Below are 20,714 nucleotides of genomic sequence, written 5' to 3' on the forward strand. Positions count from 1 at the left end.
TGGGCCGGTGGTCTCTGTCTACGCGATGCTCGCCCGTGGCAACGACGCTGCTCTGCACGTGCTGGTCCAGGACCAGACCTACGCGAACTGGCTGTTCGACGGGTTCCCGAAGGACCCGCCGGCGACCATCGCCGCCTACTGGGAGTCCGACGAGTCGCTGCGGCGTACGGAGTTTCCGTCGTTCGCCCAGGGATACCCCGTGCTCAGCAAACGGGTCGCGGATGCCGTTCGGGACGAGTTCGGCGAACACGGATACTTCATCCCGGTCGACCTGCGAGGTGAGGGGACCGGGGCCTACGAGATGTACGTGCCCACGGATCTCGTGGACTGCTTGGACCGTGAGCGCTCCTCGGAGCCGGAGGGCTGGCTCGAGATCATCCAGCGAGTCGTCTTCGTCCCGGACCGGATCCCGACAGCGGCTCCCGCGTTCCGCATCCCGGAGTCGCGGGAGTTCGTGTTCTGGAACGAATGGGCGGCGAAGAAGATCGTCGAAGCGGTGGGCGAGGACGACATCGAGGTTCGGTTGGTCTGGTCCGACGTTCCCGGCGCGACGCCTCACCCCGATCCGATGAACATCTGATCTGCTCGGCAGAGGTTGTGAAGCTGAGAGTGCCCCCTAGGCCACTCTCAGCTTCACGACTACCTCCGCAGCCGCGCCAGCGCGCGCATCCCGTGGTAGATCACGACCGCCGCGATGGTTCCGAGCGCGATGCCGGTGAAGGTGAGGTCGCCGAAGGTCAGGGTGAGGTTGCCGATGCCGATGACCAGCGCGACCGCGGCGGTGAACTGGTTGACCGGGTCGGCGAAGTCGACCCGGTTGTCGAGCCAGATCCGGATGCCGATCAGGCCGATGAGGCCGTAGAGCGCGACGGTGATCCCGCCGAGCACGCCGGCCGGGATCGTGTTGAGGAGAGCCCCGAACTTCGGTGACAGGGACAGCAGGATCGCGACCACGCCGGCCACCCAGTAGGCGGCGGTGGAGAAGACCCGCGTCGCGGTCATGACGCCGATGTTCTCGCCGTACGTCGTGGTCGCCGAGCCGCCGAAGCCACCGGCGATGGTGGTGGCGAGGCCGTCGGCGAAGAGGGCCCGGCCGGTCTCACGGTTGATGGTGTCGTCACCGGCGAGGTGGGCGACGCTGCGCACGTGGCCGACGTTCTCGGCGACGAGGACGAGCACGACCGGCAGGAACATCGGCACGACCGACCAGGTCACGTCCGGCGCGGCGAAGTCGGGGAGCCCGAACCAGGCGGCTTTCTCGAAGGCCGAGGTGTCGATCTGGCCCAGGAGCAGCGCGGCGACGTAGCCGACGACGACGCCGACCAGGATGGAGAGCCGGGCGATCAGGCCGCGGAAGGCGACCGCGACGACGAGGACGGTCGCCAGGGTGATCGCGGCGACGAGCACCGAGCCGTTGTCGGGCTTGGCCGGGTCACCGCCGACCACGTTGTTGGTGGCCGCGCCGGCCAGGTTGAGGCCGATCAGCGCGACGATGGCACCGGTCACCACCGGCGGCATCAGCACCTCGATCCACCTGGTGCCGGTGATCATCACGATCACCCCGACCAGCGCCAGCAGCGCACCGGTGACCAGGATCCCGAAGAGCGCCGCTCCCATCCCGCCGCCACCCATCGCAGCCCCGATCGGCGCGATGAAGGCGAAGGACGAGCCGAGATAAGAGGGCAGCCGGTTGCGCGTGATGAGCAGGAACAGCAGCGTGCCGAGGCCGGAGAAGAACAGGGTGGTGGTCGGCGGGAAGCCGGTCAGCAGCGGCACCAGGAACGTGGCGCCGAACATGGCGACCACGTGCTGACCGCCGAAGCCGATCGTCCGGGGCCAGCTCAGCCGTTCGCCGGGCTTGACGATCGCGCCCTCACGTACGTTCTTGCCGTCTTCGTGCAGGTCCCAACCGAATCGCATCTCGCACCCTCTTCAGCTCTCGTACGGCTCGATCCGCCGCTCGCCGAACGATAGGGCCGATTCACGCGAGGACGGAAGCCATATGCTCCGTAGGGTTGGACACATGACCATCCGCATCGGAGTCCAGATCCAGCCCCAGCACGCCGACTACGCCCAGATCCGCGAGGCCGCACGCCGCGCGGAGGAGATCGGCGTCGACGTGATCTTCAACTGGGACCACTTCTACCCGCTCTACGGAGAGCCCGACGGCAAGCACTTCGAGGCGTGGACCATGCTCGCGGCCTGGGCCGAGCAGACCACGCGCGTCGAGATCGGCTGCCTGGTGACCTGCAACTCCTACCGCAACCCCGAGCTGCTCGCCGACATGGCCCGCACCGTCGACCACATCTCCGAGGGCCGGCTGATCTTCGGGATCGGCTCGGGCTGGTTCGAGCGCGACTACACCGAGTACGGCTACGACTTCGGCACCGCCGGCTCGCGCCTCGACGCGCTCGGTGAGGCGCTTCCCCGCATCGAGAAGCGCTGGTCCGAGCTCAACCCCGCACCGCTGGGCCGATCGGGCTCGGGGAAGATCCCGGTCATGATCGGCGGCGGTGGGGAGAAGAAGACCCTGAAGTACGTCGCGAAGCACGCCGACATCTGGCACTCCTTCTCCGACGTGGAGACCCTCGAGCGCAAGCGCGGCATCCTCGCCGGTCACTGCGAGGCGATCGGCCGCGACGTGACCGAGATCGAGGTCTCGACCGCGGCCGACAGCGCCGAGGCCGCCAAGCCGCTCTACGACGCCGGTGCCCGGCTGTTCACCTACGGTGTCGGCGGCCCCGACTACGACCTCAAGCCCCTGGAGGACCTGGTCGCCTGGCGCGACTCGGTCGGCTGAGGCCTAGACGACGACCGTCCCCGAGGTCGCCTGCAGGTCCGCGTACGCCTTGGCGAGCTGCTGGGTCACCGGCCCGCGCTCGATCGGGCGGCCGTCGAGGGAGACGACCGGGGTGATACCGCCCATCGTGCCGGTGACGAAGGCCTCGTCGGCCGTGTGGGCGTCGGTGAGTGAGAAGTCACCGACGTCCACCGGCAGGCCGAGGTCGGCGGCGAGCTCCAGGACGGTGGCCCGGGTGATCCCCTCGGGGCACGCCCGGGTCGTCGAGGTGCGCAGCACGCCGTCGCGTACGTGGAAGAAGTGGGTGGCGTTCGTCTCCGCGATGAAACCCAGGTCATCGAGCATCAGCGCGTCGTCGGCGCCGGCGCTGTTGGCCTCGACCTTGGCCAGGATGGAGGGGATCAGGTTGTTGTGGTGGATCTTCGGGTCGAGCATGTCGGCGCGAGGACGGCGCTGCGCCGCGGTGATCAGCGTGATCCCGGAGTCGTCGTAGACCGGCGACTTGAACTCCGCCAGCACGATCAGCGTGGGACCCGACTGGTTGAGCCGCGGATCCATGCCGGAGGTGACCTTCACCCCGCGCGAGAGCGTGAGCCGGATGTGGACGTCGTCCCGCATCCCGTTGGCCGCCAGGCACTCCCGGATCGCCTGGGTCATGAACTCGTCGGACGGGATGTCGGAGAAGGCCATGGCCCGTGCCGAACGCCGCAGCCGGAGCAGGTGCTCGGAGAGCTTGAAGATGCGGCCCTGGGTGAGCCGCAGGCCCTCCCAGACCCCGTCGCCACCCTGGGCGAGCGAGTCGAACGGCGAGATCCGCGCCTCCAGGCGGTGGCTGAGCTCGCCGTTGATCCAGACCTGGAGGTCGTCGTTGCGGGGGTCGTATGTCTGCAGCATCAGTCAACTTTCATGACATAGGGGGCGAGACGATCGTAGTAGGGCAGGCAGCGCTCCAGCAGCGGCGCCAGGCGCGAGGGCAGCGGGTCGGCCGCGCCGGGGGAGGAGGCCGCGAAACCGGTCGACGCCCACACGCCTGAATACCAGTGCGGGGCCCACACCCCGTCGGAGTCGCGCCGGCCCGCCGGCCACGACAGCATCGCCTCGTCGAACTCGATCCCCAACGCCTCGCACAGTCCGACGAGAGCGGCCCGCGGCGAGGCCAGGATCGAGGCGGCGTCGACCACCGGCCCGCCGAACTCCTCGAAGAGCGCCACCTGCTGCGGCAGCCCGAGGTCCTCCAGCGTCGGCTCCTCGCGGACCTTCGCGTACGAGGTCAGCACCCGCTCCGGGTCGCGGACCAGGAACGCGTGCGAGAGCCCGGCGAAGGCGCCGTGGTCCATCTCCGGGAGGAGGTGGTGGGTCATGTGCTTCTGGTACTGCACCGCCGAGCCGACCGGCCCGGACGTGATCTCCTTGGCCACCACCCGCCAGTCGTTCGGCTGCGAGGCGAGCACGTCGTCGCGCCCCGGATGGTCGAGGCCGGTGGCCGAGAGGTAGGCGGCGTACAGCGGCTCGTCGACGACCGTGCAGTCGGGCCGGTTCTCGAACGAGCGCATCAGCGCCGTGGAGAGGTTTCTGGGTCCCGACCACATCGCGATGCGCACCGTCACGGCGCCACGCTAGCCGGATCAGGCCGGGTCTGCAGGCTCCAGCGAGATCGAGATCGAGTTGATGCAGAACCGGTCACCGGTCGGGGTGCCGTAGCCGTCGGGGAAGACGTGGCCGAGGTGGGAGCCGCAGTTGGCGCAGCGGACCTCCACCCGGTCCATCCCGTGCGACTTGTCCTCGACGTACTCGACCGTGTCCGAGATCGGCTGGTAGAACGACGGCCAGCCGCAACCGGAGTGGAACTTGGTGTCGGACTCGAAGAGCTTGGCCTTGCAGGCCTTGCACGAGTAGACGCCCTTGGTCTCGGTGTCGGTGTATTCACCCGTGAACGCCCGTTCGGTGCCCGCCTGGCGCAGCACCGCGTACTCCTCGGGCGACAGCTCTGCGCGCCACTCCTCGTCGGACTTCTCCACGTTGTAACCCATGGTTGAAATGGTACGTCTGGGGTGGGAGCGGCCCGCCATTGCCAGAGCCGTTGCCAAAGTCGAGCAAACTACTATACTTAAACGTACGACGCTTCTGGAGGAGGCCACCTTGACCGCACTTGCCATGCAGCCCCTGCTGGACGCCATCCGCACCTACGCCGACGACGAGGACCTGCTCGCCCGGGTCCAGGTGCCCGTGACCGGGCGCGAGTTCCACCTGCTGCGCCGCGACGACGACGTCGAGGTCTGGATGATCGTCTGGGCCCCCGGCGCCAGCACCGGGTTCCACGACCACGGCACCGCGACCACCGCCTTCACCGTCCTCCAGGGCAGCCTGGTCGAGCACAACTGGCTCGGGGGACTGCAGATCGCCGACATCGGCCCCGGCGACGCCCGGGCGCACGCCGCCGGCCACGTCCATGACGTACGCAACGTCGGCTCGCGCCCGGCGATCAGCCTGCACGCGTACGCGCCGAGGCTGGACGCGATGCACAACTACCGCTTTCTCGGCGACCGGATCACGCTGATCGGCGCCGAGCCCGGACGCGCCTGATGCTCAGAAGCCCGTGATGCAGTAGGGCAGCGGGCCGCCGTCGGCCATCGCCGCCCAGGCCTCGATCGCCTCGGGCGAGCCGGTGACCCGGCCGGCGGCCGCCAGGGTGCGTACGTCGACGCCGCCGAGATACAGGGCGCCGAGGGTGTCGGCGGCCAGCTCCACGGTCGGGGCGGCGTCGGTCGGGGTGACCTCGGCCAGGCCGTCGCGGACCGCGATCCGCCAGGCGCCGGCAGCGTGCCCGAGCGGGTCGTCCACGCCGAGGACGATCTCGCCGGCGGCGTACCAGGGTCGGGCCTGCAGGGCGGCCGGCACGTCGAGCACGCGCATCCACAGCATGTCGTCGAGCTCGGCGCTCTTGACCGCGAACGGCTCGGCGAGCGCCCAGTAGAGCGGGTCCTGGACCGGTGCCCGGCGCCAGGCGACGCGCTCGACGAGGTCGATGTCGGCGAGGAACCGCCACAGCCGCAGGTAGGCCGCCGGGGTGAGCGCCACCAGGTCGACGACCCGCGCCATCCGCAGCCCGGAGTCGTTGCGCTCGTCGGCGGTCTTGTAGATGGCGTAACCGTCAGGCGTGCCGGAGGCGTCCAGGTGCAGCACGGCGCGCTGCTTCGACTCGCCCTTCGAGTCGCCGTCGAAGTCGTAGGCGCTGGAGAGCCACGGCTCGTAGAACTGTGGCCGGGTGACCGAGCCGCGGGTGCGCTCCTGGAACGTCGCGTAGATCTCGGCGACCGTCTTCCAGGCGTCGGCAGGCTCGATCAGCGTCACCGAACCGTCGTCGGCGGGCACCTCGGGGCGGTAGCGGAACTTCGCGGTCACATCCACCTCGATGTGGCGCAGGTGGGTGGCGGTGCCGAACCCGAAGCGCCCGTAGATCGAGCCCTCGGAGACCGTCAGCGCCGCCAGCGGCACCCCCGAGGCGACCGCGTCGGCGAGGGAGACCGTCATCAGCTTGCGCAGCAGCCCCTGGCGCCGGTGGGTGGGAGAGACGGTCACGTCGCTGATCAGCAGCGCCGGCAGACTGGCGCCGCCGCTGACGTTGATCGGCGAGGTCCACGAGGAGAAGGTCGCGACCGGGATGGTGGCCGAGGAGAACTCCGTGCTCTCCGTCCACGCGCCCAGCAGCGTCACCGAGTCGTTGCGGGTGTGGTCGCGCCAGACCTGGATCCCGTCGTCGTTGCCGCGGGACTGGTGGAAGCCACGTCGCGTCGCTTCGTACCACCCCTTCAGCAGGGCCTCGTCCCCGTCGAACGGGTCGAGGCTGCGGAAGACGAGACCGGGGTGCTCGAGCGCGCTCATGATCAGAACGTACGCCGCCGAGCACCCCGATCTCGACCGGTTATTCCTCCGTCGGCCCGTCGGCCGGCACCGGCCCGGCGACCGACCCGGCCACCGGCCCGGCCGCCTGCTTCCGGCGTCGGTTGAGGAGCCAGAAGGGCACGAGGACGAGCAGGACGACCGGCGCCCACGGGATGACGGCGCCGAGGGCGACCGCGAGGACGCGGGCCGAGGCACCCAGGGCCTCCCAGCCGGCGCTCAGCCCGGACAGGAAACCGGCGTCGTCGTCGGAGCCACCGGGACCGGCCCGGTCGATGTCGACGGTGATGGTCGACAACGAGGTCTGGTCCTCGAGGGCGGCCTGCTGGGCGAGCAGCGAGTTGAGGTCCGCCTCCCGCCGGGCGAGCTCCGACTCGATCGAGATGACGTCGCCGATCCGCTCGGCACGGGAGAGGAGCGTACGGATCCTCTCGATGCTCGTCCGGGCGTTCTTCACCCGCACCTCGGTGTCGACGACCTCGGTGGTGACGTCGGTGGAGGTGGTGTTGGAGTCGACGAGGGTGGCGGTCTCCTCCAGGTCGGCCATCGCCTCGTCGAAGGACTTCGACGGGATCCGCAGGACCATCCGGGCATGGCGTGGGCCGTCGTCGTCGCTGTCGCTGGTCTCCTGCTCGGTGACCTGGCCGGCATACCTGTCGGAGACGTGCTGCACCTGCGTACGTGTCTTTCCGACGTCCTTCGCGCTGAGCGCGACCGAGCCGGTGGAGATGACCGACGCCTTCATCACGGCCTGTTTCGGTGCCGCCGCGTCGGGCTCCGCCACCTCCGGGGCCGCCTTCCCAGCCGACGTGTCGGAGAGCGACGTGGCCGATCCGGAGTCGGCGGAGGACTCGTCGGCTCCGCTCGACCCGCCGCAGGCGCCGAGGGCGAAGATGCTGACAATCACAAGGGCCGCACCCGAGATAGGCCTGACCTTTGCTGTTTTCATGCCCTCAGTACGCCCGGGGGCATGAAAACGGTGCGGCAGACGGCTAGTTCCTTCGGGCCATCTCTTCAGGCCGTCTCCGGATCAGCTCGTCGCCGCAGCGGCGACCAGAGCGACGGCCTGCGCCACGATGTCGGCCCGCATGCCGGGCAGCGGTTCGCCGGTGGCGTCCCCGTCGAGGACGGGAACGTGGATGTGACCCTGCTTGGTGCCGGCCTCGAGCGCGTCGCGGAGGGCGGTGGTGCGGTAGGCCGACTCGTTGGACAGGTAGTCACCGCCGCCACCGGCGACCGCTGTGGAGCCCGGCGTCGGATCCTCGCGGGTGACCGGCGAGGTCGACCCGGCCGGGATCTCGGTGACGACCCGGTTGATGTTCACCGGGAAGGTGCCGGGCACGGCCGCCTTCATCGCCTCGACCGGCAGCGTGGTCCGCGTCCACTGCGGCTGCGGGTCGGCGTGAGGAACGTCCTCGGGGATCGGGATGGTCTCGTTGACGCTGACCCGGTCGTTGTCGGGGAAGGTGCCGCGATGGGCACCGTTCCAGACCTCGAGGTCGAAGCGGCCCGCGCGGCCCTGGCTGATGGTGATGGCCGTGTCCACGTCACGCCTGCCGGGGACCAGGTGCGGCAGGAAGGCGCGCTCGACGATGCCCTGGGCGAACGGTTCCCACAGCACCGGGAACACCACGGTCTGGATCTCGACGGGACCCTTCGCCGTCTGTACGACGCGCCCGTCCATCGCCAGGGCCGTCGCCCCGGACGGGTTCGACTGGCGGATGTTGCGATCGAGGGTGAACGGGTCGAAGCCGGAGGCCAGCACCTGCCGTGACCGGCCGGCCTCACCGCCCGCGAAGGCGGTTGACTCGATCCCGCGTGAGCTCCGGTCGAAGGCTGCCAGCACCTTCGCCCGGGCGTCCTCGGACCAGGTCGGGAATCCCGGGGCCACGCGGGCGATCTCCAGCTCGCCCGCCAGTCGGGCCCAGTAGAGCGGCCGGTCGTCACTCCGTGGCAGGTCGCCGCCGGCGTCGCCGCGACCCTGCACCCGGTCGACCGCGCGCTGCCACAGCGCCTGGCCGGCGAGCCGTGCCGCAGCGGTGGCGGCCCTGCTGTCGCGCGCCGCGCACAGGGTCGTCCGCAGCGCACCGGCGACGTCGTCGAACCCGGAGCGGGTCAGGATGTCGGTCACGACCGGGTCGGCGAGCCGGGAGTGCTCCACCCGCGTGTCGGGCGAGGCGACGGTCCCGCAGGCCGGGCCGGCGCTCGCGGTCGCGGGCGCGCCGGTGAGGCCGAGGGTGAGGGTGGCGGCCAGAGCCGCCGTGGCGGCGGTCAGTGCCGTGGTTCGAGTCGACATGTGGGGGTCCTCCGAGATCGTGGCGAGCGCCGAACGTTGCAGGGGATCATGCCGGTCCCGAGACGTACTGGCCAGCGAGTTGCGGAACTCGTCCGGGCGATTTCGGTAGGGGAGGGGCCTGGGGCGGGCTAGGTTGGCGCCATGGCGAAGACACCGGCGGCACACGTGCAGGCAGGCGAGCGCGAGGTGCGGATCTCCAGCCCCGACCGGGTGATCTACGAGGCGACCGACCGCACCCCGGAGGTCACCAAGCTGATGGTCGCGGAGTTCTTCGCGACGGTCGGCGATCCGCTGATGCGGGCGCTGCGCGAGCGCCCGACCGCCCTGGAGCGCTGGCCCGACGGCTGGCGTGAGGGCATGAAGCTGGCCACCGGCCCGACCGACAAGGAGGGCGACGGCTTCTACCAGAAGCGCACGCCCAAGGGTGCCCCCGACTACCTCGAGGAGGTCGAGATCACCTTCCCGAGCGGGCGTAAGGCGCGAGAGATCTGCCCCACCGAACTCGCGATCCCGGTCTGGTGCGCCCAGATGGGCACGCTCACCTTCCACCCGTGGCCGGTCCGCCGCGCGGACGTCGACCACCCCGACGAGCTGCGCATCGACCTCGACCCCCAGCCGGGCACCGATTTCGCCGACGTCGTGCGGGTCGCCGGCGTTGCCCGGGAGACCCTCGAGGAGCTCGGCCTGCGCGGTTTCGCGAAGACCAGCGGCAACCGCGGCGTCCACATCTACGTACGCATCCGCCCGGAGTGGACCTTCGAGGAGCTGCGCCACGCCGCGATCGGCTTCGGCCGCGAGCTGGAGCGCCGTGACGGGGGAGTGACCACCGCGTGGTGGAAGGAGGAGCGCGGGGAGCGCATCTTCGTCGACTTCAACCAGAACAACCGGGACCGGACGATCGCTTCGGCGTACTCGCTGCGTCCCAAGCCCGGCGCACCGGTCTCGACGCCGCTCACCTGGGAGGAGCTGGCCGACCTGAAGGATCCGCGCGAGCTCAACCTCTTCACCGTCCCCGACCTCCTCGCCGACGGCGACCGCTGGGCACAGATCGACGACGAGGCGTACGACCTCACGCCTCTGCTCGAGCTGTGGGAGAAGCTGCCCGGGGGTGAGCTCAACTTCCCGCCCGACTACCCGAAGATGCCGGGGGAGCCGCCGCGGGTGCAGCCGAGCAAGAAGGTCGCGTCCCACTGGGACGAGGAGGGCAACCGGATCGGCGACACGTAGTCGGCGGGAAATAGCAGAAGTGCCCGCTCAGCGCGGATCCCCCGATCGCACGAGCAGGCACTTCCTTGTCGCTGGATCCCCCCGGAACAGCGAACCCCAAGATCCTAGGGGAATGCGGTCCACAACTGCCACGGGAACCCGGTAACAGAGCGGTAACCTTTCGTGTGCCCTCTGTCACATTTGCGGATTTCGCGGTAATGGAGGCGAAACGCCTCACATTCCGTTGATTCCTTCGCCCTCGCCGGCCTGTTCGTCGAAGTTCTCGTGCTCGATCAGGTGCAGCACCGGGACGTGGAGGTGGCGGCGGGCCTGGTGGGTCCAGTCGACGTGGAAGAACTCGGCGACCACGTGCGGCCGGGTCATGATGATCGCCTCTCGACCGTCGACCTCCGCAACCTTGGCGCGCAGCGCCTTGACCGGGTCCTGGACGAGCTCGCCGTGGGCGGAGGCGCCGGAGCTCTTCAGGACCTTCAGGGTCTGCTCGAGCGCCTTCTCGGCCTCTTCCTTGGCCTCCTCGCGCACCGCGTCGAGGTCGACCTCGTTCATCATCATGGCCGAGCCGAGGTATTCGGCCGCGCTGAGCGTGCCCATCGCCGACTCGATCCGTGCGGCGGCGTCCTCCAGGGGCAGCAGCACGTGGTAGACCGGGTCCTCGACTCCCTCGTGGAGGGAGTGGACCCGGGTCGCGTCGTCGAGGGTGATCGCCTGCTCGACAAGGAGAACGACGTCGTAGCTCATGCCACCGACCCTAGCCGGATTTAACGGTGCTGTTCAGCAGGACCACCGAGCACTTCCGACAGATCGTATGCCACGGGTTCCTCGAGCTGCTCGTAGCCGCACGACTCCGGGTCGCGGTCGGGGCGCCAGCGCTTGAACTGCGCGGTGTGCCGGAACCGGCGTCCCTCCATGTGGTCGTAGCCCACCTCGACAACCCGCTCCGGGCGCAGCGGCGTGAAGGACAGGTCCTTCCCCTGCGACCAGCGGCTCTGGGTGCCGGGGACGCGGTCGGGGTTGGCGGTCAGGAACTCCTGCCAGCGGCCCCAGGGGTGCTCCTCGATGGGGACGACCAGCTCCTGCATCTCCTGCCACAGCTCGGCGCGTCGCGCGGCGGTGAAGGAGGCCGAGACGCCGATGTGCTGCAGCTCCGGCTGCCCGTCCTCCCCGGGGGCGTACAGGCCCAGCAGCAGGCTCCCGAGCAGCGGCTTCTCCGGCGTCGACGTCTTGTGCTCGCGGTAACCCGCCACGACCACGTCGGCCGTACGCGAGTGCTTGATCTTCAGCATCGTCCGCTTGTCGGGGGAGTAGGGCGCGTCCAGCGGCTTGGCGATCACCCCGTCCAGCCCGGCGCCCTCGAACCGGGTGAACCAGTCCTGGGCCATCTCGGGGTCGGTCGTCGTCGTGCACAGATGGACGTTGTCGGAGGCCACCGTCGTGAAGACCTCCTCGAGCGCCGCCCGCCGCTCGGTCAGCGGCTTCTCCAGGAAGCTCTCCTCGCCGACCGCGAGCAGATCGAAGGCCGCGTACGCAGCCGGTGTCTCCTTCGCCAGCAGCGTGATCCGGGACGCCGCCGGGTGGATCCGCTGCTGCAGCACCTCGAACTCCAGCCGGTTGCCGATCGCCACGAAGATCTCCCCGTCGAGCACGATCTTCTCCGGCAGCGTTGTGCGGAGCGCCTCCACGACCTCGGGGAAGTAGCGCGTCAGCGGCTTGGTGTTGCGCGAGGCCAGCTCCACCTCGTCGCCGTCCTTGAACACGATGCACCGGAACCCGTCCCACTTGGGCTCGAACGCATAGCCTCCGTCCGTCGGCACGCCCTTCACGGGCTTCGCGAGCATCGGCAGGATCGGCGGCATCACGGGAAGGTCCACGTGCTCACGGTAGGCGATCTTCGCGCCGCCCGCGTCAGCGTTCGACGGGACTCGGGTTGAGCACGGACATGTCCAGGTCGCTGGTGCGCAGGCGGTAGACCTGAAGCCTCAGGTCGTAGTACTTCTCCGTCTCCCCGACCCAGTCCATGCCGATGCGGCGAGCCGCGCGGATGCCGTGCTCGTTCCCGGGTCGTACGACGGCGAAGATCTCCTCCTCGCCGTTGGCGAACGCGTAGTGGGCGAGGGCGTGCCCGGCTTCCGAGCCCAGTCCCCGTCCCCATGCCCAGGGGGCGAGCTGGTAGCCCACCTCCAGGTCTTCGTCCTCCGGAGGGAGCGGAAGGATCTGTGCCGATCCCGCGACACGTCCGCTCTCGATCTCCTCGACCGCCCATCGGCCGCTCGCTCGGCCGGCAGGTCCGGGAGGTGCTGCGAGCCAGCTGCTGATCGTCGACAGCATGGAGTCGTGGTCGGTGACCCGTTCCATGGCCGGCGCCAGCCAGCGGGAGACCTGGGCACTGCCGTAGATCTCGAGTGCCGCAGGGGCGTCGTCCTCGCGCCATGGCCGAAGCCGCACCCGCGACGTACGAATGGTCGAACCATCGATCGTGACTTCATCAGCCAACGTGAGCTCCTCGAAAGGATGTGTCGCATCCGCCGACAACGCGACGAGGAGACGCGTGCGACACGGGGGCGGTGATTCGACGATAGCGCGCTCCGCCCAGTCCGGTGCCGGATCATGCTGAGTCAGTGCGGTGAGCGCAGCCTGTGCCGTCTACAGTTGTCCCGTGCGTTTCGGCGTACGTTCCCCGGTTGGTCTGCCGGCAGGGCCCGCCTGACTTTGAATCAGGACTAGCGACGTAGGTTCGACTCCTACCCGGGGAGCAGTGTTTCGTAACCTGCGCATCGGCAGATCAGGCTATGACATCGACGCGGTGCTGGCCACGCTGACCGATGACTGCGTTTGCAGCTGGCGAGGCCAGGCCGGCCATCGCGAGGCTCCGTGGCGATCGCCTCGCCTACCTCCGTGAGTACGCCACCAGTGCCCCGCTCTATGAATGGACCGGTACGTGGCGCGATCAGCAATGAGGCGCTCTTGAACGCCAGACAGGTGAATCGGCGTCGACCGCCGCTCTACCGGGCTCGCGACTGCCGTGCCGTCTCATACGCGGGCGCGCGTAGGCGGCGGTGCCATTCGTAGATCTCGAGCCCGGGTGGTGTCGAGCGGGTCGGGTCGAAGGAGAGCAGGGGGTCGCGGTCGGACTCGGTGGTCAGCTCGAGCATCGCGAATGACTTCCAGTCCGTGCCTGGCCGTGCCCACACCAGTTGCCACGTGGCCTCGCCGACGAGCTGCGCTCCGAGCCAGACCGGCCCGGTGGGCGTGCGGTACGGGAGCAGCGTGCTGAAGAACCCGTCGGAGAGACGGGTCCTGGGAGCCAGCAGGAATCGGGTCCATCGACCGTGCCCGGTGGTGGCGAGCAGGAGGTCGGCGTGCTCACCGCGGCTGGTGGGAACGCGCAAGGCGAGTCCGTTGACATCGGGCACCGGCTCGGGCAGGCCCACTGCGCGGGAGAGTCGTACCACCACCTCGTGCGACCCACCTTCATCGAGGAACGCGGCGCCAGTGGTGGCCCCCGGGTGTCGCCGCAGCACGGCCAGGCGCACCGTGCCGTGCGGGTGCAGGGGCTTGTCGGCGGGGCGCAGGCGGGCGAGTACGTCGACGGCGGTCTGCAGCACACGGCCGCCCGTTCGCGCCATCGAGCCGGTGACGGCGTGAGCCAGTCCGTGCCTGCTCGGACGGTCGTCAGCAGGAACCACAACATCAGCTGGTTTCACGCGGTTGGCCTTCCTGGGGAGGCGTGGTCACCTCGAGTGGCACGCAGGATGAACGCCGATGCTCGGATCGGTACCCGTGAACGACGACGTCATGTGCGGCGGAGGAAGAAGCGGAGGACGTCGTTGAACGCCTGGGGCGCCTCGAGGTTGCTGACGTGGCCGCAGCCGGGGATGACGGCGAGGTCGGCGCCCGGGATCCGGCGCCGGAACTCGTGGGCGACCGACAAGGGCGAGCGGGCGTCGAGGGCGCCCCAGATGAGCTGGGTGGGCACCCGGATGGTGTCGAGCACGTCGTTCAGGTCGGCGTGAGCCATCGCGGTCAGGGCGGTGAGCATGCTGTGGCGGCGTACGTCGGCTGATATCGCCTCCATCAGAGGCATGAACTGCGCCGGCGGAGGGCCGGCGAAGAGGCCGGGGAGGGTCGGGTCGAAGCTGTCGGCCGGCTGATCGCGGAGGCCGGCGAGGCGGGCGTCGGCCTCATCGGCGCCGAGCGAGCCGCGCCAGCCGGCGTAGCCGTCCGCGAGGACCAGGCTCCGCACCACCTCGGGGTGGCGGCGGTACAGCTCGAGGATGACGGTCACTCCCCAGGAGATCCCGACAAGGGTGCACGGGGAGACGTCCAGCGCGCGGATCAGGCCGGCCAGGGAGTCGGCGTAGTCGCTCAACCCGAAGCCCGCGGGTACGTCGGAGGATCCGCCGGCTCCCGGCTCGTCCCACGCGATGACGGTGAACTCGTCGGCAAGAGCGTCGAGCTGCGGGGACCACGTGCGACCGTCCTCGGCGCCGCCGTGGACGAACACCACCGCGGGTCCGTTCCCGGCCCGCCGGAACGCGAGATTGAGCCCGTCGATCTCCACGACATCCATGCTTCGACGCTAGCTCAGCAGCCGCGTTTCGGCTTGACACATCGGGCAACAATGGCCATGCGCCGTTCATCTTCGTGTAAGGTCGCCGGGCTTCCTGTGCACGTCCGCGTGTCGCGTTGGTGATTGCGGAGATGCGCAGGGTGGTATGGATACTGGCCTCATCTCGAGGTCGTGGGGGAGCAGGGTGTAAAGTCGCCCAAACTAATCGACAAACACTTGGAGGAAGCGTGGGCATGGGACCGGTCATCGGTTACGTACCTGGCGTGTTCGATCTCTTCCACATCGGTCACCTCAACATGCTGCGCCAGGCGCGAGAGCGCTGCGACACGTTGATCGCGGGTGTGGTCTCCGACGAGGTCTGCGAGACGACGAAGGGGATCATCCCGACCGTCCCGCTCGTCGAGAGGCTGGAGATCGTCGAGGCGATCGGGATCGTGGACGCGGTCTACGCCGAGCGCACCACCGACAAGGTCGACTCCTGGCGTGAGGTCGGGTTCACCCACCTCTTCAAGGGCGATGACTGGAAGGGCACCGAGAAGGGCGACGCGCTCGAGAAGAAGATGGCGTCGGTCGGTGTCGAGGTCGTCTACTTCCCCTACACGCTCCAGACCAGCAGCACCGCCCTGCGGAAGGCGATCGCGCGAGAAGGCGCCCAGGTCTCGTGACCGTCAGTGCCCCCACCTCCGGCGGACAGTTCGAGATCTCCGACGAGGGTGTCCTCGTCCGGAACTCTTCGACGCCGGTCCTGGTCCTCTCCGTCGACGGTCAATACGTCTGGTCCCTGACCCCCGACCGCGACGGCCACGCGGTCGACGGCGGCACCATGGTGCCCTGGCCGACCGTGCTCACCCGGTTCCTGAACGGCTCCGCGACGATCACCATCGCCGACTACGACGGTGAGGTGCTCTTCGAGGAGAAGGTCTCCCTCGGCACCCGCGAGGGAGCCATCTCGATCGTCGACGGCAGCGGCCACCCGCTCAGCGTCGACAAGGTCGGCCACCTGACCCGCTCGTTCGAGGCCACCGACGAAAGCATCCGCGCCGAGATCCTCGAGGGCACCCAGCGCGTCCTCGCCGACCTCCGCGACGTCGTCGGCGTCGAGGCCTACCTCAACTACGGTGCGCTGCTCGGTGCGATCCGCGAGGGCCGGATGCTCGGCCACGACTCCGACACCGACGTCTGCTACCTCTCCAAGCACACCTTCCCGGCCGACATCATCACCGAGTCGTACGCCATCGAGCGCACCATGCGCGAGCGCGGCTGGAGCATCCTGCGGATGTCCGGCGGCGACATCAAGGTGCTGCTCGAGGTCTCCGACGGCCGCAAGGTGCACATCGACATCTTCGTGGCGTTCTACGTGCCCGACAAGGACGGCGAGCCGGTCTTCTACCAGCTCGGCAACCGCTCCGGCCGGCTGCGCCGCGAGGCGATCGTGCCGGTCTCGACGATCAACCTGCACGGCTACGACTTCCCGGCTCCCGCCGAGCCCGAGGAGATGCTGGCCTTCATCTACGGCCCGAAGTGGCGCACCCCGGACCCGTCGTTCAAGTACGCGGACCCGCCGGCCGGCGTACGCCGCCTGGACGGCTGGCTGCGCGGCTTCCGCACCGACATGGGGTTCTGGACCGAGTTCCACAACACCCACGGCAGCGAGCTCGAGACCAAGCAGTCCTACTTCGCGACGCAGGTCGCCAAGCAGCTTCCCGAGGGCGCGAAGGTGGTCGACCTCGGCTCCGGCGCGATCGGCCGCGACGGTCGCTTCTTCGCCCGCAAGGGACACCCGGTGCGCTCGGTGGACTTCTCCCGCGCCGCGGTGGCCGCCGTGCGCCGCCGGGCCGAGCGCCACAACCTCCCGCTGGTCTCCGACCAGCTCATCCTCGGCGAGCTCCGCTCGACGCTGACGCTGGGCGCGCGGCTGGCCCGCGACCCGCACCACCTCTACGCCCGCGACCTGATCGGCTGCCTCGACGAGGCGGCCCGACACCAGCTCTGGACCCTGTCGAAGATGGCCCTGCGCCCCGCCGGCGGCAAGCTCTACCTCGAGTTCGCGGCCACCGGTGAGAACCTGCCCGAGCCGAAGCCCGAAGGTCTCGTACGCCGTGTCGACCCCGTGCTCGTCCAGGCCGAGATCGAGGCGGCCGGCGGTGTGGTCGAGCATCTCGAGATCGTCGACGCCCGGGACATGCTCGAGGACCCGCTGCCGCGGGTCGCGCGGATGCGTGCCTCCTGGCCTTCGCTCCACAACCTGGCTCAGCAGTCTGCAGAAGGAAACTGACATGTCCGACGAATCCGGCATCAAGAACATCGCCCGCGGTGCCCGCGACGCGGCCCGTACGCGTGCTTCGCTGGTCCGCCGCATCGAGGCGCTCGAGGCCGAGGTGCAGGAGCAGCGTCAGCTCAACCGGCGCGTCGCCGAGCTCACCGACGTGATCGCCGAGCTGCTCATCCCGCTGCAGGACGCCGACAAGGAGAAGGCGGAGAAGGTCCTCGCCGAATACCGGTCGAAGATCTGACCCGGGCTGATCACCCCAACGCCTCGAGGGCCTGCCTGAGGTCGTCGAGGCGCTGACCCAGCCGCCGGCGGGCATCGCCCCCGGGGCCCATGTCGGCAGCGACGTCCAGGTCGGCGACCGCCTCCTCCACGCCCGCGAGGCGGGAACGGAGATCGGCGACGACATCGACGTCGACGCGGCCGGGCACCGAGGACCGGCGCTCGTCCAGTGACCGCCGCAGCAGGTCGGCCTGGGTGCTGAGCTTGCGGCTGGCGTGCCACAGGTCGACGAAGACCTGCACCTTCGCACGAAGCAGCCACGGGTCGAAGGGCTTGGCGAGGAAGTCGGCGGCGCCGGTCGCGTAGCCGCGATAGGCGAGATGGGTGTCGAAGTCGTTGGCGGTCAGGAAGATGATCGGGACGTCCTTGGTGCGCTCCCGGGCCTTGATGCGGGTGGCGGTCTCGAAGCCGTCCATGCCCGGCATCTGCGCGTCGAGCAAGATCAGCGCGAAGTCGTCGTGGAGCAGGGCGCGGAGGGCGTCCTCGCCGGAGCCGGCGCGCACCAGGGTCTGGTCGAGCGAGCCGAGGATGGCCTCGAGCGCGACCAGGTTGGCCGCCCGGTCGTCGACCAGCAGGATCTTGGCCCGCGAGCCCGTGGCGACCCCCAACGGGGCGACGGAGGTCTCCTTCATGCCGCCGCCTCCGTAGCGAGATGCGGAGAATACGGAACCGGCGGCCTGAAGCCTATTGTCGCTCGCTGGCGCTCGCTCATGACAGCCACACCCGGAACAGCGAGAGCAGGTCGGCGACGTCGACCGGCTTGGTGATGTACTCCGAGGCGCCGGCGGCGATGCTGTCCTCCCGGTCACCGGTCATCGCCTTCGCCGTCAGCGCGATCATCGGCAGGCTCTTGAACTGCGGGATGTCGCGGATCAGGCGCATCGCGGTCAGACCGTCCATGCCCGGCATCATGATGTCCATCAGCACGAGATCGACACCCGGCTCCCGCTGCAGCGCCTCGATCCCGGCCTCACCGGACTCGGCGTAGAGGACGTCGATGCCGTGCTGCTCCAGCGCGCTGGTGAGCGCGAAGACGTTGCGTACGTCGTCGTCGACGATCAGGATCCGCCGGCCGACGAACTGGCCGGTGGTGTCCGTCGGCTCCGTGACGTACGTCCTGGGGAGCTGCACCCCGGTGCGGCCCAGCAACACGCTCACGTCGTCGATCGCCTCCTCGGTGGTGGTCGGCATCTTGAGGGTCATCGCGTCGGCGTACCTGTTCAGCCGGCTCTGCTGGGCCCTGGTCACCTCGCCGACCCTACTCAGCACGACGGGGACGTCCTTGGTGCGCTTGTGGGTGCGCATCCAGCGGAGCACGTCGAAGCCGCCGTCCGCGAGAGGCAGGTCCAGCACGACACAGTCGACGTCTCGGTCGGCGAGGACGGCCTGGGCCTCCTCGGGGGAGGAGCCGAAGACGGTCTCGACCTCGTCGACCGACCCGAACAGGGCCTCCACGACGGCGCTGGTGCCGGGACCGGACTCGTCGCTGCCCCCGCTGATGACCAGCAGGAGCAGGTCGGCTCGGCGCCCTGCCGACTCCGGCTCGCCGACCGCGGGCGCGGCAGGCTGGGTGTCGAGGCTCTCGGAGCTGATCCTGGGGACGTACAGGGTGAAGGCGCTGCCGTGCCCGGGCTCGCTCCTGACCTGGATCTCGCCGCCGATGAGGTGGGCCACCTCGCGGCTGATCGACAGACCCAGACCGGTGCCGCCGAACTTGCGGCTGATGGTGCCGTCGGCCTGCTGGAACGCCTCGAAGATGACCTTCAGCTTCTCGGGCGGGATGCCGATGCCGGTGTCGACCACCGAGAACGCCAGCACGGCGTCGGCCTCCTGCAGGCTGCGCGTGGAGAAGCGCTCGCCGGAGGCGTTGCGGATCAGCAGCCGGACGCCGCCGCTGTCGGTGAACTTCACCGCGTTGGAGAGCAGGTTGCGTAGCACCTGCTGCAGACGGTGCTGGTCGGAGCGGAGCAGGCGGGGAACGTCGGGGTCGACGGCGACGATGAAGTCCAAGTCCTTCTCCGCGGTCAGCGGCCGGAAGGTCGCCTCGACGTACTCGACCACCGAGGTCACGTCCACGTCGGTGACGTGGACGTCCATCTTCCCGGCCTCGACCTTGGACAGGTCGAGGATGTCGTTGATCAGCTGGAGCAGGTCGGTGCCGGCGCCGTGGATCGTGCGGGAGTACTCCACCTGGCGGGCGTTGAGGTTGCCGTCGACGTTGTCGGAGAGCAGCCGGGCCAGGATGAGCAGCGAGTTGAGCGGCGTACGCAGCTCGTGCGACATGTTGGCCAGGAACTCCGACTTGTAGCGCGAGGAGAGCGCGAGCTGCTCGGCGCGCTCCTCCAGGCCGCGCCGGGCCTCCTCGATCTCGAGGTTCTTGATCTCGATCGCCTGGTTCTGGTCGGCGAGCTGGCGGGCCTTCTCCTCGAGCGCTGCGTTGGTCTGCTGCAGCTCCACCTGCTGGCGCTCGCCCTCGTCCTGCTTGTCCTGCAGCTCGGCGGCGAGGCGCTGCGACTCGACCAGCAGCTCCTCGGTGCGGGAGCTGGCCATGATCGCGTTGAGCGAGACCCCGATCGACTCGGCGAGCTGCTCGAGGAACTGCATGTGGACGGCGCTGAACGGCCGGAAGGAGGCGAGCTCGACGACGCCGATCACCTTCTCCTCGAAGACCACCGGGAGCACCACGATCGAGGTCGGCGCGGCCGAGCCGTGGCCGGAGGAGATCCGCAGGAAGCCGGCGGGGACGTCGCGCACGATGATCGGCTGGCGGTCGTACGCCGCCTGCCCGACGAGACCCTCGCCGACCGCGAAGACGTCGGGGACGTCGGGGCTCGGCTGGTAGCCGTAGGAGGCGATCCGGCGCAGGACCTTGGGGCCACCGTGCTCGGAGGTCTGGTCGGTGAGGAAGATCGAGCCCTGCTGGGCACCCACCAGCGGGGTCAGCTCGGAGACGATCAGCCGGGCGACCTCGAGCAGGTCGCGCCCGCCCTGCATGTGGCCGGTGAACCGGGCCAGGTTGGTCTTGAGCCAGTCCTGGTCCTCGTTGGCCTTGGTGGTCTCCCGCAGCGAGTCGATCATCTCGTTGAGGTTGTCCTTCAGCTCGGCGACCTCGCCCTCGGCGCCGACGGTGATCTGCCGGCTCAGGTCGCCCTGGGTGACCGCGGCGGAGACCTCGGCGATCGCGCGGAGCTGGGTGGTCAGCGTGGAGGCGAGCTGGTTGACGTTCTCCGTCAGGCCGCGCCAGGTGCCGGAGACGTCGGCGACCTCGGCCTGGCCACCCAGCTTGCCCTCGGTGCCGACCTCACGGGCGACGCGGGTGACCTCGTCGGCGAAGGAGGAGAGCTGGTCGACCATGGTGTTGACCGTGGACTTC

General features: G+C 69.4%; 21 protein-coding genes and 1 tRNA gene. 8 read left to right on the top strand and 14 right to left on the bottom strand.

Features of this window, described 5'->3' with window-relative positions:
• The first annotated feature begins 7 nt into the window (after positions 1 to 7).
• Positions 8 to 580: a hypothetical protein gene (locus UG56_RS22085; RefSeq protein WP_052693417.1), complete on the top strand. Its 573-nt coding sequence runs from the start codon at positions 8 to 10 to the stop codon at positions 578 to 580.
• Between the two features lie 59 nt (positions 581 to 639).
• Here UG56_RS22085 and UG56_RS22090 read toward each other — a convergent pair whose 3' ends face one another.
• Positions 640 to 1,920: a uracil-xanthine permease family protein gene (locus UG56_RS22090; protein WP_045548200.1), complete on the bottom strand. Its 1,281-nt coding sequence runs from the start codon at positions 1,918 to 1,920 to the stop codon at positions 640 to 642.
• 103 nt (positions 1,921 to 2,023) lie between these two features.
• Between UG56_RS22090 and UG56_RS22095 the strand changes: the two genes are divergently transcribed.
• On the top strand, positions 2,024 to 2,800 hold the full coding sequence (locus UG56_RS22095) for an LLM class F420-dependent oxidoreductase (protein WP_045548201.1): 777 nt from the start codon (positions 2,024 to 2,026) through the stop codon (positions 2,798 to 2,800).
• Positions 2,801 to 2,803: 3 nt separating this feature from the next.
• Here the strand turns inward: UG56_RS22095 and UG56_RS22100 are convergent, their stop codons facing one another.
• From UG56_RS22100 to msrB, 3 genes are read right to left on the bottom strand one after another with little or no spacing between them, the layout of a single operon-like run.
• Positions 2,804 to 3,694, bottom strand: a complete 891-nt coding sequence (locus tag UG56_RS22100) for an aminotransferase class IV (RefSeq protein ID WP_045548202.1) — start codon at positions 3,692 to 3,694, stop codon at positions 2,804 to 2,806.
• A complete protein-coding gene (locus UG56_RS22105) occupies positions 3,694 to 4,407 on the bottom strand; it encodes a sulfotransferase family protein (protein ID WP_084101427.1) in 714 nt (237 codons plus the stop codon). The genes UG56_RS22100 and UG56_RS22105 overlap by 1 nt, the downstream gene beginning before the upstream one ends.
• An 18-nt stretch (positions 4,408 to 4,425) precedes the next feature.
• Entirely contained in the window at positions 4,426 to 4,830 is a 405-nt protein-coding gene (gene msrB / locus UG56_RS22110; RefSeq protein ID WP_045548203.1) for a peptide-methionine (R)-S-oxide reductase MsrB, read from the bottom strand.
• A 109-nt stretch (positions 4,831 to 4,939) separates the two neighbouring features.
• Here msrB and UG56_RS22115 point away from each other — a divergent pair, with 109 nt between their 5' ends.
• A complete protein-coding gene (locus tag UG56_RS22115) occupies positions 4,940 to 5,383 on the top strand; it encodes a cysteine dioxygenase (RefSeq protein WP_256206830.1) in 444 nt (147 codons plus the stop codon).
• 3 nt (positions 5,384 to 5,386) lie between these two features.
• On the opposite strand, the gene UG56_RS22120 is transcribed toward UG56_RS22115, so the two are convergent.
• The 3 genes from UG56_RS22120 to UG56_RS22130 form a co-directional block, all read right to left on the bottom strand.
• Positions 5,387 to 6,682, bottom strand: a complete 1,296-nt coding sequence (locus UG56_RS22120; RefSeq protein WP_045548204.1) for a GNAT family N-acetyltransferase — start codon at positions 6,680 to 6,682, stop codon at positions 5,387 to 5,389.
• Between the two features lie 40 nt (positions 6,683 to 6,722).
• The gene (locus tag UG56_RS22125; protein WP_052693421.1) at positions 6,723 to 7,607 is read right to left on the bottom strand and encodes a DUF4349 domain-containing protein; all 885 of its coding nucleotides are present in this window, start codon (positions 7,605 to 7,607) and stop codon (positions 6,723 to 6,725) included.
• Between the two features lie 123 nt (positions 7,608 to 7,730).
• Positions 7,731 to 8,996: a hypothetical protein gene (locus tag UG56_RS22130; protein ID WP_218145263.1), complete on the bottom strand. Its 1,266-nt coding sequence runs from the start codon at positions 8,994 to 8,996 to the stop codon at positions 7,731 to 7,733.
• Positions 8,997 to 9,137: 141 nt separating this feature from the next.
• On the opposite strand from UG56_RS22130, the gene UG56_RS22135 reads away from it, so the two are divergent.
• Positions 9,138 to 10,223 carry a DNA polymerase domain-containing protein gene (locus UG56_RS22135; RefSeq protein WP_045550839.1) on the top strand — a complete coding sequence of 362 codons (1,086 nt, stop codon included), beginning with the start codon at positions 9,138 to 9,140 and terminating at the stop codon, positions 10,221 to 10,223.
• Positions 10,224 to 10,436: 213 nt separating this feature from the next.
• Here the strand turns inward: UG56_RS22135 and UG56_RS22140 are convergent, their stop codons facing one another.
• From UG56_RS22140 to UG56_RS22150, 3 genes are read right to left on the bottom strand one after another with little or no spacing between them, the layout of a single operon-like run.
• Positions 10,437 to 10,961 (bottom strand): hypothetical protein, encoded by a 525-nt coding sequence (locus tag UG56_RS22140; protein ID WP_045550838.1) that lies wholly within the window; start codon positions 10,959 to 10,961, stop codon positions 10,437 to 10,439.
• Between the two features lie 20 nt (positions 10,962 to 10,981).
• Complete coding sequence (locus tag UG56_RS22145; RefSeq protein ID WP_045550837.1) at positions 10,982 to 12,091, bottom strand: ATP-dependent DNA ligase; 1,110 nt, start codon at positions 12,089 to 12,091, stop codon at positions 10,982 to 10,984.
• A gap of 34 nt (positions 12,092 to 12,125) precedes the next feature.
• Positions 12,126 to 12,713, bottom strand: a complete 588-nt coding sequence (locus tag UG56_RS22150) for a GNAT family N-acetyltransferase (RefSeq protein ID WP_045550836.1) — start codon at positions 12,711 to 12,713, stop codon at positions 12,126 to 12,128.
• Between the two features lie 181 nt (positions 12,714 to 12,894).
• Here UG56_RS22150 and UG56_RS22155 point away from each other — a divergent pair.
• Positions 12,895 to 12,973: transfer RNA gene (locus UG56_RS22155), tRNA-Gln, on the top strand.
• Between the two features lie 249 nt (positions 12,974 to 13,222).
• Here the strand turns inward: UG56_RS22155 and UG56_RS22160 are convergent.
• Both UG56_RS22160 and UG56_RS22165 read right to left on the bottom strand, forming a co-directional pair.
• Complete coding sequence (locus UG56_RS22160; RefSeq protein ID WP_052694001.1) at positions 13,223 to 13,825, bottom strand: hypothetical protein; 603 nt, start codon at positions 13,823 to 13,825, stop codon at positions 13,223 to 13,225.
• A 188-nt stretch (positions 13,826 to 14,013) separates the two neighbouring features.
• Positions 14,014 to 14,790: an alpha/beta fold hydrolase gene (locus UG56_RS22165; protein WP_045550835.1), complete on the bottom strand. Its 777-nt coding sequence runs from the start codon at positions 14,788 to 14,790 to the stop codon at positions 14,014 to 14,016.
• A gap of 233 nt (positions 14,791 to 15,023) precedes the next feature.
• Between UG56_RS22165 and UG56_RS22170 the strand changes: the two genes are divergently transcribed.
• The 3 genes from UG56_RS22170 to UG56_RS22180 are packed head-to-tail and all read left to right on the top strand — an operon-like array spanning position 15,024 to position 17,303.
• Positions 15,024 to 15,455 (top strand): adenylyltransferase/cytidyltransferase family protein, encoded by a 432-nt coding sequence (locus UG56_RS22170; RefSeq protein ID WP_045550834.1) that lies wholly within the window; start codon positions 15,024 to 15,026, stop codon positions 15,453 to 15,455.
• The gene (locus UG56_RS22175) at positions 15,452 to 17,065 is read left to right on the top strand and encodes a mucin-5AC (protein ID WP_045550833.1); all 1,614 of its coding nucleotides are present in this window, start codon (positions 15,452 to 15,454) and stop codon (positions 17,063 to 17,065) included. The genes UG56_RS22170 and UG56_RS22175 overlap by 4 nt, the downstream gene beginning before the upstream one ends.
• 1 nt (position 17,066) lies before the next feature.
• A complete protein-coding gene (locus UG56_RS22180) occupies positions 17,067 to 17,303 on the top strand; it encodes a DUF6752 domain-containing protein (RefSeq protein ID WP_045550832.1) in 237 nt (78 codons plus the stop codon).
• Between the two features lie 10 nt (positions 17,304 to 17,313).
• On the opposite strand, the gene UG56_RS22185 is transcribed toward UG56_RS22180, so the two are convergent.
• Together UG56_RS22185 and UG56_RS22190 are read right to left on the bottom strand one after the other, a co-directional pair.
• Positions 17,314 to 17,973, bottom strand: coding sequence for a response regulator (locus tag UG56_RS22185; protein ID WP_045550831.1), 660 nt, complete (start codon positions 17,971 to 17,973; stop codon positions 17,314 to 17,316).
• A gap of 76 nt (positions 17,974 to 18,049) precedes the next feature.
• A partial coding sequence (locus UG56_RS22190) for a response regulator (protein WP_143055147.1) occupies positions 18,050 to 20,714 on the bottom strand: 2,665 nt, incomplete at its 5' end.

The sequence above is a fragment of the Nocardioides luteus genome, assembly GCF_000960475.2.
In the GTDB taxonomy this organism is placed as follows: domain Bacteria; phylum Actinomycetota; class Actinomycetes; order Propionibacteriales; family Nocardioidaceae; genus Nocardioides; species Nocardioides luteus_A.

Bases quoted from the DNA above. Each gene is read 5' to 3' on its own strand.
- UG56_RS22090 (WP_045548200.1), bottom strand. From the start codon at position 1,920: ATGCGATTCGGTTGGGACCTGCACGAAGACGGCAAGAACGTACGTGAG.
- UG56_RS22095 (WP_045548201.1), top strand. From the start codon at position 2,024: ATGACCATCCGCATCGGAGTCCAGATCCAGCCCCAGCACGCCGACTAC.
- UG56_RS22100 (WP_045548202.1), bottom strand. From the start codon at position 3,694: ATGCTGCAGACATACGACCCCCGCAACGACGACCTCCAGGTCTGGATC.
- msrB (WP_045548203.1), bottom strand. From the start codon at position 4,830: ATGGGTTACAACGTGGAGAAGTCCGACGAGGAGTGGCGCGCAGAGCTG.
- UG56_RS22120 (WP_045548204.1), bottom strand. From the start codon at position 6,682: ATGAGCGCGCTCGAGCACCCCGGTCTCGTCTTCCGCAGCCTCGACCCG.
- UG56_RS22130 (WP_218145263.1), bottom strand. From the start codon at position 8,996: ATGTCGACTCGAACCACGGCACTGACCGCCGCCACGGCGGCTCTGGCC.
- UG56_RS22135 (WP_045550839.1), top strand. From the start codon at position 9,138: ATGGCGAAGACACCGGCGGCACACGTGCAGGCAGGCGAGCGCGAGGTG.
- UG56_RS22140 (WP_045550838.1), bottom strand. From the start codon at position 10,961: ATGAGCTACGACGTCGTTCTCCTTGTCGAGCAGGCGATCACCCTCGAC.
- UG56_RS22165 (WP_045550835.1), bottom strand. From the start codon at position 14,790: ATGGATGTCGTGGAGATCGACGGGCTCAATCTCGCGTTCCGGCGGGCC.
- UG56_RS22170 (WP_045550834.1), top strand. From the start codon at position 15,024: ATGGGACCGGTCATCGGTTACGTACCTGGCGTGTTCGATCTCTTCCAC.
- UG56_RS22180 (WP_045550832.1), top strand. From the start codon at position 17,067: ATGTCCGACGAATCCGGCATCAAGAACATCGCCCGCGGTGCCCGCGAC.
- UG56_RS22185 (WP_045550831.1), bottom strand. From the start codon at position 17,973: ATGAAGGAGACCTCCGTCGCCCCGTTGGGGGTCGCCACGGGCTCGCGG.